Source organism: Streptomyces azureus, assembly GCF_001270025.1.
In the GTDB taxonomy this organism is placed as follows: Bacteria; Actinomycetota; Actinomycetes; order Streptomycetales; family Streptomycetaceae; genus Streptomyces; species Streptomyces azureus.
This window is the reverse complement of sequence record NZ_DF968273.1, coordinates 1-9,619: the sequence shown is the minus strand read 5'-3', so window position 1 is coordinate 9,619 and position 9,619 is coordinate 1. Positions and strand designations below refer to the sequence as shown.

The 9,619-nt window shown below is 68.5% G+C and carries 10 protein-coding genes and 1 pseudogene; 5 read left to right on the top strand and 6 right to left on the bottom strand.

The window, feature by feature from the left end; genetic code table 11:
• A partial coding sequence (locus AOQ53_RS17180; RefSeq protein ID WP_059418275.1) for an AMP-binding protein occupies positions 1–1,213 on the bottom strand: 1,213 nt, incomplete at its 3' end.
• A 453-nt stretch (positions 1,214–1,666) separates the two neighbouring features.
• On the opposite strand from AOQ53_RS17180, the gene AOQ53_RS17175 reads away from it, so the two are divergent.
• On the top strand, positions 1,667–3,397 hold the full coding sequence (locus tag AOQ53_RS17175; RefSeq protein ID WP_167745727.1) for an MFS transporter: 1,731 nt from the start codon (positions 1,667–1,669) through the stop codon (positions 3,395–3,397).
• Positions 3,398–3,477: 80 nt separating this feature from the next.
• Here the strand turns inward: AOQ53_RS17175 and AOQ53_RS44665 are convergent, their stop codons facing one another.
• Positions 3,478–3,642, bottom strand: coding sequence for a hypothetical protein (locus AOQ53_RS44665; RefSeq protein ID WP_167745726.1), 165 nt, complete (start codon positions 3,640–3,642; stop codon positions 3,478–3,480).
• 65 nt (positions 3,643–3,707) lie between these two features.
• Between AOQ53_RS44665 and AOQ53_RS17170 the strand changes: the two genes are divergently transcribed.
• Complete coding sequence (locus AOQ53_RS17170) at positions 3,708–4,319, top strand: CGNR zinc finger domain-containing protein (protein ID WP_201785079.1); 612 nt, start codon at positions 3,708–3,710, stop codon at positions 4,317–4,319.
• A gap of 76 nt (positions 4,320–4,395) precedes the next feature.
• On the opposite strand, the gene AOQ53_RS17165 is transcribed toward AOQ53_RS17170, so the two are convergent.
• The 3 genes from AOQ53_RS17165 to AOQ53_RS45220 form a co-directional block, all read right to left on the bottom strand.
• A complete protein-coding gene (locus AOQ53_RS17165) occupies positions 4,396–4,920 on the bottom strand; it encodes a hypothetical protein (RefSeq protein ID WP_059418271.1) in 525 nt (174 codons plus the stop codon).
• A gap of 221 nt (positions 4,921–5,141) precedes the next feature.
• Positions 5,142–5,957, bottom strand: coding sequence for an oxidoreductase (locus AOQ53_RS17160; protein ID WP_201785078.1), 816 nt, complete (start codon positions 5,955–5,957; stop codon positions 5,142–5,144).
• A 326-nt stretch (positions 5,958–6,283) separates the two neighbouring features.
• A complete protein-coding gene (locus tag AOQ53_RS45220) occupies positions 6,284–6,574 on the bottom strand; it encodes a class I SAM-dependent methyltransferase (RefSeq protein WP_059418268.1) in 291 nt (96 codons plus the stop codon).
• Here AOQ53_RS45220 and AOQ53_RS45215 point away from each other — a divergent pair.
• Both AOQ53_RS45215 and AOQ53_RS17150 read left to right on the top strand, forming a co-directional pair.
• Entirely contained in the window at positions 6,565–6,867 is a 303-nt protein-coding gene (locus AOQ53_RS45215) for a hypothetical protein (RefSeq protein WP_174523310.1), read from the top strand. The genes AOQ53_RS45220 and AOQ53_RS45215 overlap by 10 nt on opposite strands.
• 178 nt (positions 6,868–7,045) lie before the next feature.
• A complete protein-coding gene (locus AOQ53_RS17150) occupies positions 7,046–7,348 on the top strand; it encodes a hypothetical protein (RefSeq protein ID WP_059418267.1) in 303 nt (100 codons plus the stop codon).
• Positions 7,349–8,100: 752 nt separating this feature from the next.
• Here AOQ53_RS17150 and AOQ53_RS17145 read toward each other — a convergent pair.
• Positions 8,101–8,676 (bottom strand): TerD family protein, encoded by a 576-nt coding sequence (locus AOQ53_RS17145; protein ID WP_059418266.1) that lies wholly within the window; start codon positions 8,674–8,676, stop codon positions 8,101–8,103.
• 264 nt (positions 8,677–8,940) lie between these two features.
• Here AOQ53_RS17145 and AOQ53_RS17140 point away from each other — a divergent pair.
• A pseudogene (locus AOQ53_RS17140) lies at positions 8,941–9,329 on the top strand (BlaI/MecI/CopY family transcriptional regulator).
• Positions 9,330–9,619: the final 290 nt, after the last annotated feature.

Genomic DNA, 9,619 nt, shown 5'->3' with positions numbered 1-9,619 from the left:
GTCCGATGTTCGGGCCCCGTAGCCAGATTTCCCCGACCGTCCCGTCCTCCTGCCGGCGGCCGGTGGCAGGATCGACGATGGCCACTTCCTGATCGGTCGGCCGGCCGCAGGCGACCAGTTCGGTGATGGATCCGTTTTCGGTCGGTTCAGCGACACGCGCGGTGCCCTGCGCCAGCAGTTTCCGGTCGAAGGAGGTGACGGTCGGTTCCTCCCCGGCAGGCGATGCCGCGACGAATACAGTGGCTTCCGCGAGGCCGTAGGAGGGGCGCATGATCGTCCTGCGGATGCCGGACGGCGCGAAGGCTTCGTGGAAACGCTCGAGAGTGCGCGGGCTGACGGGCTCGCTTCCGTTGATCATGGCGGCGACCGATCCGAGGGACAGGTCGGCCCGTGCCTCGGGTGGTACGCGCCGGACGCAGTAGTCGTAGGCGAAGTTCGGTGCGGCTGTGAGGGCTCCGTCATAGCGCGTGAGCAAGCGGAGCCAGCGGAGCGGTTGCTGGACGAAATCCAGCGGATCCATGATGACGGACCGCATGCGGCCCACGACCGGCATGGCGATCCCCAGCATCAGACCCATGTCGTGGTACAGCGGAAGCCAGCTCACGGAGCAGTTGCGTCCTCTGCGGAGGTCATACGCTTCCATCGCCTGCCGCGCGTTGACGCAGACGTTGGCATGGGTGATCTCCACACCGGCCGGCATCCTCGTCGATCCGGACGTGTACTGCAGGTAGGCGCAGTCCTCGGGCTGCGGCTCCCGGGCTGTCCGAGCTTCCGTACCCGCTGTTCCGGCATTCTGCGGCAGGTCCTCGACGCTCACGACGCGCAGACGGGAAGCAATACCGTGGCCGGCGCAGAAGTCGGCCACCGCTTCTCGTTGCCCGGGGACGGCGATGGCAAGGGAGGGTGCCGCATCGGTCAGCGCAGCCGCCAGCTTCTCGCCGTGGCCGGGCAGGTCCGGTGGGAAGAGCGGCACGGCAATCGCGCCCGCGCACACTGCGCCCAGGAACCCGATCACGTAGTCGTGGCCCTGCGGTGCGACGATGGCTACTCGCTCGCCTGCCGCGCCCGCCCGGCGCAGCCCTGCTGCCACCGTCCGTACCCGTCTGTCCAGCTCGTTCCACGTCAGCTCAACCGAGGTCCCGTCCCTGTCGGCGTCGAAGTCCACGAAGGTGAAGGCCGCTTCATCGGGTGCCTGCCGGGCGGAGAGGGCCAAATGGCGGCTGAGTGTATCGCCCGTGGCTGACGACATTTGATCACCATGCCTTCATAAGGGTCGGACAGCATGACAGGGCATTCCCGTGATCCGACCGATTCGCCATCCGAGGCGCGCTCCGAACAGCAAAGCGAAGCGCGGGTACGGGCGTGCTTCCGATCGTTCCGGCAATGCCTGAGAGGCCCATATTCAGCGTCAGCGAAACATGAACTCATGATATTGACAGGACGACACGCGGGGTCCGCTGCCGGATATCCTCATTCGCATCCATGCTGCGCGCAGGGCGGACCGGAGGAGCGCCCCGGAAAGGTAGGAAAGTAGAATGGGCAAGCGTGGCGTGTCCACTTGAGGCCGTTGGCCCACTCGGTAAGATGACTGCCGGTCCACATGTTCGAACGCGCCCGGGCTGCTCTCGCCCCCCGTCGATCCGGGTCGACTTCCGAGGCATGGTTGATGAGCCGACTGCGCGGATTCGGTCTTCTGGTGGCAATCATCCTGCCGTCTTTCATGGCGGCTCTCGACAACACCATTGTCAACGTCGCCTTTCCGCAAATCCAAGAGAAGCTGGACCTCAGCGAGTCCGGCCTGAAGTGGGTCGCGACGGTGTACCCGCTCACTTTTTCCAGCTTCCTGTTGCTGGGGGGCCGCTGTGTGGACTCCAGAGGGCGGCACCCCACGCTGGTGCTGGGCATCGCCCTCTTCACGGCTTCCTCACTGCTGTGCAGCATGTCCACCAACGGACTGGATCTGACCGTCTGGCGGGGGCTGCAGGGGGTGGGAGCGGCTCTTGTCACGCCGGCTTCGCTCGCGCTGCTGACCCAGGATCTGCCCCCCGGCGCGCGTAATGCCGGCATCAGCGCACTGACCGGGGCACTGGCCACCGCACTCGCCTGCGGCCCCGTGATCTCCGGCATCATCACAGAGCACCTGGGATGGAACTGGCTGTTCGCGATCAACGCGCCGCTCGGCGTTCTTTCCCTGCTCGTGACGGTCGCGGCGATCCCTCGCGCCGCCAAGCCCGACGGCGCTGTCCCGTGGCAGCCGCCACACTCCGCCCTTCCCCTCCGCACAGTGATGCCGGCCTGTCTTTTCTTCGGCGGATTCGCCTATTGCCTGATCGAGGGGCCCCGCTACGGTTTCACGGCCATGAGAATCGTTGTTCCTGGAATCGCGTCCCTGATCTGCGTGATTGCCGTCGTGATAACGGCTTCGCCGACCAGGCGCACACCGCTTGCCGACCTGCTTCGTCGACGGGCGTTCGCGGGAGGAATCGTTACCCAGCTGCTGTGGGGCCTGGGAGTCACCGGCGTCTTCTTCTTCACTCCACAATTCCTGCAGAATGTGCTGGATTTCAGCCCGACGTCCGCCGGCCTGACGCTCACGCCAGTGGCGGCAGCCTTGCTCGTGACCGCTGTACTGGTCCCGAAGATGGCCCGGCGGTGGGGCGAGGGCCGGTTGTCGGCAGTGGGCTTGCTTCTTGTGGCCCTGGGACTGTTGCTCGTGGCCCGTGGCAGCGCCGCCGGCGGCTTCACCGACCTGCTGCCCGGGCTGACCGGTATCGGCATCGGTTCCGCCATGGCGGTTCCCTTGACGACGCGGGCTCTTGAATCCGCTCCTGACCACGCATCAGGTATCGCCGCCGGCTTGTTCAGCGCCACCCGCGAAGCCTCGGGTGTCCTCGGCATCGCCGTGGTCGGTGTGATCGTCACGTACCGGCAACACTCGGCGGCTTCCGCGGGAGCCCACGCCGGCGAGGCATTTCTGGCGGGATACCAAGCGGGGCTCTACACCGCTGCCGCGTTGGTCGCGATCGGCGCACCGGTGGCGCTGTGGACGTTGCGAAGCCCGCGAGCACGGACTGCGAAGATGGCCGGACGCTTCGCTGCCGCCGAAGGCCGGGTGCACAGGCGCTGGGTCTCAGCCCTGAGGACACGCATGTACGGGTGCGAGATGAGTGGCTGGGAGGCGCCGTCGCCGTCCGGTGCCCGGGGCTTCGATGTAGTGCGGAAGGGCTACGCCCGCGATCAGGTCGACCGCTATCTCGCGGCCCTGTCCGAAACCGACTCGGCAGCGAGTCCGCCTCTGTTCCAGGTCGTGGGGCGAGGATATGACTGCGAGCAGGTTGACGTGCGTATCAGTGAACTCCTGGCGGACAGGGACATCAGAGGCCATCCGGATGCGTAGTGCCGGTCGGCCGCGCCTCCGCAGGTCGCACCCGGTCCTCGGGGATCAACGGCGAGCTCCCACAGGCCGTCCGGCACATTTCAACTCCACGTGCCCAGCCTCATGGGGTCGCCGGGACCGTCGAAGGTCGGGTCGGTCAGGAAATGCAGACCGCCGTACTCGAAGAGCGCGGTCGGGCCGCCGAAGACGCGGACCGCGAACTGTCGGTCACGGAAGAGGGAGAAGGTACGAAGAAAACACCTCACGGATAGATGTCTCTCGAACCGAGAGGCTACCGTAGCGGATTCTCACGGAAGCATGCAGCCGTACCATGAGAGGTATGGAGGAGTCCTTGATCGAAGAGCCCGCCCTGCCGCCTGCACAGGGGGAGGAAGAGCACCTTTCCCTCGCTCTCGCCAACAGCGCGATCGCGATGCCCGGCGGGCATACGGTTGATCGCTTGGGCACTCCTGCGCAGACCAACCGGTGGCTGACGGAGCGGGGCCTCGCACCGGTCGACGCGGGCATGCTGGAAATGTGTGCCTCACAGTTGCGCTCGATGCGCGAACAGATCAGGTCGCTGTTCGCCGCCCGCGCCGCTGGGCTTCCCGCCCTTCCGGCCGCTGTCACGGCCATCAATGACGCGATGACTCGCGTCCCCACGGCCCCGCTGTTGCAGTGGGACGAAAAAACCGGCCCCTACCGCGCCGCCCCCCACCCCACCACCCAGATCGTCGACCACGCCCTGGCCGCCCTCGCCGCCGACGCCGCCGATCTGCTCACCTCCCTCGACGCCGAGCGCCTCACCGCCTGCGGCTCCCCTCCCTGTAACCGCTACCTGCTCCGCCAGGGCCGCCGCCAGTGGTGCTCCACCCGCTGCGGCGACCGCGCCCGCGCCGCCCGCGCCTACGCCCGCCGCACCCAGCCCGGGCAAACCGCATGACGAGCCCGCCTGATGAGAAGTGCCCCCTTCTTGGTCGGGCTCGATCCCGGCGGCAGAGTAGAGCCTCTCTTCAGGCTCATAGGGCCGGCGTCGCCATGCGAAGACGGCTCCTCCGTGTTATTGCAGGATCCGTTCTGCGAGACATCAGGTTCGACGCGGCAACTACCGTCTGATCAGCCCTTCTTGTCACCGGGGCATAGCGGTCGGTGAAGGATCCGATGCCGTGGATCTCGGTCCGGCCGGGCTGCGCGAGGTTGTTGAGGTAGCTCAGCGAGCTGTTGGTGAACGTGTAGCCGTTGGTGGTCGCGGTCAGGTCCGAGCGGGTGACCTCGGCGCGGGCCCCGGTGGCCATGACGCCGTCGACGGACAGATGGCGCGTGTCGAAGCCGGTGCCGACGCTGCTCCGCCAGATGTTCTTGGCCGAGTCCTGCACGGTCCAGCCGGTGGCCTTCTGCGCTCCGGTGATGACGGGGTGGGCGTCCAGCGCGGCCTTCCAGAACACCGTGTAGCCGCCTGTGCCGGAGTCCGCCGAGGTGAAGGCGAGCGGCGCGGAGAGCCGGTAGGTGCCTTCGGCGAGCTCGATGGTGATGCCGCCTGTCATGGAGTTGTTGGTCGCCCGCCGAGCGGAGCGCCGTGGGATCCGGCCACCGGTATCCGCGCGGTAACCCAGCTCGGTGTGCAGCTGCTGAGGTGATCGAGACAGCCCGAGCCTCCGCCCTGATCCCGGCGAGCTGGAAAGGCGCTGTCGCGGACTTTCCCACGGACGGCGTCGTGAACATGGCGATCCGGAACACGGCGAAAGGGCCCGTCTCGGTGCGGGCGTCAGCCGGCCAGCCGGTTGAGCTTGCGAATCTGCTTGTCGAAGGCCCAGGCGGGAACGACGCGGCGCAGCGTGCTCGCGCGTCCGGCCACGGGGCCGGCGGTGTAGCGCAGCTTCGGCCTCGCGTCGGTAGCTGCCGCGACGATCACCTTGGCGACGACGGCGGGGGCGTCGCCGTCCTTGATCGCCTCCGCCATCAGGCGGTCGAAGACGCGCCGCTGCTTCGCGTAGACCTGAAGGGGCGTGTCGGGCCGCGCGCTATTGGCCTCGAATCCGGTCCTGGTGTAGGCGGGTTCGACGAGAAGCGCCCGGACGCCGTGCTCACGGACCTCGTGGTCCAGGGACTCGGTGTAGCCCTCGATCGCATGCTTGGAGGCGGCGTAGACGGCCATGTAGGGCGAGGGGATGAGCCCGACCACGGACGAGATGTTGATGACGCGCCCGCGTCCCTGAGCGCGCATGTGCGGCAGGACCTCCTTCACCATGCGCATGACCCCGAAAACGTTGGTGTCGAAGACGCCTTGGGCCTGCGCGACGGAGGTTTCCTCGGCCGCACCCATCGAGCCGACGCCGGCGTTGTTGACCAGGACGTCAATCCGCCCGAACCGCTCGATCACCTGCTGGACCGCGGTGGTGACCGAGGCGTCACTGGCCACGTCGAGGTCGAGGAACGACACACCGTCGAGCGGGCTGACGCGTGACGTGTCGCGGCTTGTGCCGATCACGTCGAAACCCGCTGCGACCAGCGCGAGCGCGGTTTCCTTCCCGATGCCGGATGACGCACCCGTCACGAGTGCCGCCGGTCGATTTGTCGTCATCATGGGTTCCTGAACTCGTGGGGAAACTGATCGGTTTCCTTTACCGTAAACTGATCGGTTTCCACGTGCAAGTGGCAAGCGCCGATCCGATCCGGTCCGGTCCGCGGCGCCGTCCGCCCTCATGCGGTGTGGTGCACAGCGTCCGTACGTCCAGGTCCGTCACCGCGGATGCCTCCAGCGCGGCGGTGAAGTGGGCGCGAACGCGTTCCACCGCGGCGGGCGCGCGCCCGTCGGCCGGGGCCGGGTGCCGCTGCCCACTGCAAGGTCCCAGGCGGTCGCGGGCGTCAAATGCACGGCGAGATCCCGGCGTACGACCCGTGGGCCGCTCAGTCCGGGGCCCTCCAGCAAGGCGGCGAGCGTGTCGGAGGTGTCGATCCGAGCCGGCGGGCCGACTGCGACGAACCCGGCCATTCACGCTCCGTCTCGACCGCGCTCTTGAACGCCTGCCCCCAGCCGCCGAGCGCCCCCTTCTCCCGTACGGTCACCGCGAGCCGCCCACCCGGTCGCAGGAGCCCGGCGAGTTTGGCGGTGTCGCGGTCCATGTCGGGGAAGAAGAACACGCCCAGGGCGCACTGCACCAGGTCGCAGACGTCCTCCGGTGCCGCCCATGCCGTCACGTCGTGCTGGTGGAATCGCAGGTTGGCCAGGCCTCCTGCCGAGCGCGCCGCTCGCCGAGCGCGACGAGGGCACCGGCGAGGTCGACCGCGTCGGCCAGCCCGCCGTCGCCGACCGCACGGGCGGCGGGCAGCGCCGACGCCCCGGCCCCGCGGCAGGCATCGACCACCCTTTCGCCGAGGGCCGGGGACGACACCTCCGCCGGGGCCTGCCTGCCCGGCCCTACAGCGGTGGCGACCAGTGGTGGAACTCCTCGGCACCTGCGCTGAACATGGCGCCGATCGTGGCTTGTTGAGCGGTCATGGGCACCACGGAGACATCGAGGGACTGATGTCAGTGGAGTTGCGGTGATCTGCGTGTGAAGCGTGGGTGGTGGCTCCGCCATTGATGCAGAAGTCGCCATATGTTGATGTCGCAATTCGTCGTCCGGGGCAGGTCCGCGGGCGGCCAGAAAGGCGAGCGAGGAGTCCCCCATGTCCACCGCCACCGACCACCGCACGCACGAAGGGCACGCGCACACCCACGGCGAGGGTTGCGGCCACGTTGCCTTCCCGCACGGCGACCACACCGACTACGCGCACGACGGCCACATCCACCGGGTCCACGGCGACCATGTCGACGAGTGCACCGCTGCCGGTCATACCGCCCACGACGCCCACGACCACCAGCACGGTGAGGGGTGCGGCCACGTCGCCGTGCCGCACGAGGATCACACCGACTACCTGCACGACGGTCACCGTCACGCCGCTCATGAGGGGCACTGGGACGACCACTGACATGCGCGCGAATTGGTGACCGCAGCCGGGGTTCGTCGTCCGTGCCCGAGGCGCTCATGAGACGGCGTCCCCGACTTGCAGTGGCTCATCGTCGCCGGGTGTGGCGGCGTGGCCGGCGGGCATCAGCGGAGTGTGAGCCCGTGGATGCGTCGTGTCGGCCTGGCCGTCTGGTTGGTGGCGGCCGTGATCGTCGTGCTGGTCGCCGCCTTCTGGGGCATTCAGAGGCTCTGAACCCGGTCGGCGGAAGTCGGGTCCGAGCACGGACGCAGTCGTGAAGGCTTCCCGGATGCCGGGCACGCGGTGAACCGCGTCCGGGGCCCCGGCGGCCCCCCGTCCCCACTCCGCTGATCATCGAGCCCGTCCACAAGTCGGCCCGTCTCCGGCACGCACGCGCTCGGCCGCGCCGGGCCCAGAGCGTGGCGGGCCGGGGCCGGGAGGCGAAGGGAGGCCATTCGCTTCCGCCGTTACGGCTGGGCGCCGCCCCGGCGGCGTGCGAGGCAGGCGGCAAACCGCGATCTCGTCGGTGTCCCTCAGCGTGCGGGCCCGCACGCGGTCCGTCGCCGGTGGGGCCGGCGAGAAGGGCTGTTCTGATGTCGGCCGTGCTCAGCGCCGGGTGCAGGACTGCCTGGAAGTCCGCTCGGTCCTCCAGCCGGAGGCGGGTCGGGCCGGCCGCGTAAGCTCCCGGTTGACTGTCTAGGGGCCGCCCGGCCTGTCCTCGGGTGGCAGGTCGGGTGGCGTTGCTTTCGTGCGTGTCAGACGTTGACGCCGAAGTCGGTGGCGATACCGGCCAGTCCGGAGGCGTAGCCCTGGCCGACGGCTCGGAACTTCCACTCGGTGCCGTGCCGGTAGAGCTCGCCGAAGACCATCGCGGTCTCGGTGGAGGCGTCCTCGGACAGGTCGTAGCGGGCGATCTCCTGGTTGTTCGCCTGGTTGACGACACGGATGAAGGCGTTGCGGACCTGCCCGAAGCTCTGCCCGCGGTTCTCGGCGTCGTGGATGGAGACCGGGAACACGATCTTGTCGATCTCGGCGGGCACGGCGGCGAGGTTCACCTTGACCGACTCGTCGTCGCCCTCGCCCTCACCGGTGAGGTTGTCGCCGGTGTGCTCGACCGAACCGTCCGGGCTTTTCAGGTTGTTGTAGAAGACGAAGTGCTGGTCCGAGGGGACCTTGCCGGAGGCGTCGAGGAGCAGGGCGGATGCGTCGAGGTCGTAGTCGGTGCCGGTGGTCGTGCGTACGTCCCAGCCCAGGCCCACCAGGACGGCGGTGAGACCCGGCACCTCCTTGCTGAGCGAGACGTTGCCACCCTTGGACAGGGAAACTCCCACGAGGTACTCCTTCTCTGCGTATGCGGTCGAGGCCCGATCGCGGGCCCCGGGTAAAGAATCTACATCACTGTAGAGGAAGCGGGGGTCTCTGATGGCCGGCTGCGGCCTCTGCGCTGTCGCCCCGAAGTCCCTGTCCTGTCCCGTGAGTTGCGAACTTCCCCTACTGCCGGCAGGCCGGGGGAGCTCGCCTGTGGCGTGGTCGTCATGAGGGCGTCTATGCGATGTCCGACCGGGAAGCGGGGGGCCACGGAAGGGAGACAGGTGGTGGCGGAGCAGCGGCAGCGTCCCCGGCGGCGGGGCAGGGTGAGCTGGAGGCGCTGATCCTGTCGGCGCTGCGGGAGGCGGACGGCCCGGCGACGGCCGGTTGGGTGCAGCAGCGCCTGGGCGGCGGCCTCGCCTGTACGACCGTCATCACCATCCTGACCCGGCTGCTGGCCAGGGGTGCGGTCACGCGGGAGCGCGTGGGCCGGTCTTTCGCCTGGACGCCCTCGTCGGACCATGCGGGCCTGGCCGCCCGGAAGATGCGCAAGGTGCTGGATGGTGAGAGCGACCGTGAGGCGGTGCTGGCCGGCTTCGTCACCGGACTCGACCCGGACGGCGAGCGGCTGCTGAGTGACCTGCTGGGGCAGCCCGGGAACGAAGGGGAAGACTGAAACCTCAATGGAGCGCTCGTCGTTCTGCCGCTGGTGCCGCTGCTCACGGCCTGGTCGATCGCGCGCCCGGCCGAACAGTGGTGATGGTGGCGAGTGCGATGCTGACCAGCATTCCGAGCCCGGCCGGCACCGCGGCCACGCGCAGATGCCGTAGGGGACTCACCCTCGCGCACCGGCCGTCGTGCGACATCACCACTCCGGCTCTCACCGGCCGAAAGCCCAAGTGCATCCAGTACGAGGGCTTCCGGCCGGCACTCCCCCAAGCTCTTCGAGCAGGGGGTACCCCCAGA

What these genes read in the sequence shown, in the direction of transcription:
- AOQ53_RS17170 (WP_201785079.1), top strand. Translation starts at nt 3,708, where the DNA reads ATGAGAGGTATGGAGGAGTCCTTGATCGAAGAGCCCGCCCTGCCGCCT.
- AOQ53_RS17160 (WP_201785078.1), bottom strand. Translation starts at nt 5,957, where the DNA reads ATGACGACAAATCGACCGGCGGCACTCGTGACGGGTGCGTCATCCGGC.
- AOQ53_RS17165 (WP_059418271.1), bottom strand. Translation starts at nt 4,920, where the DNA reads ATGACAGGCGGCATCACCATCGAGCTCGCCGAAGGCACCTACCGGCTC.
- AOQ53_RS45215 (WP_174523310.1), top strand. Translation starts at nt 6,565, where the DNA reads ATGCCGTCACGTCGTGCTGGTGGAATCGCAGGTTGGCCAGGCCTCCTG.
- AOQ53_RS17175 (WP_167745727.1), top strand. Translation starts at nt 1,667, where the DNA reads ATGAGCCGACTGCGCGGATTCGGTCTTCTGGTGGCAATCATCCTGCCG.
- AOQ53_RS17150 (WP_059418267.1), top strand. Translation starts at nt 7,046, where the DNA reads ATGTCCACCGCCACCGACCACCGCACGCACGAAGGGCACGCGCACACC.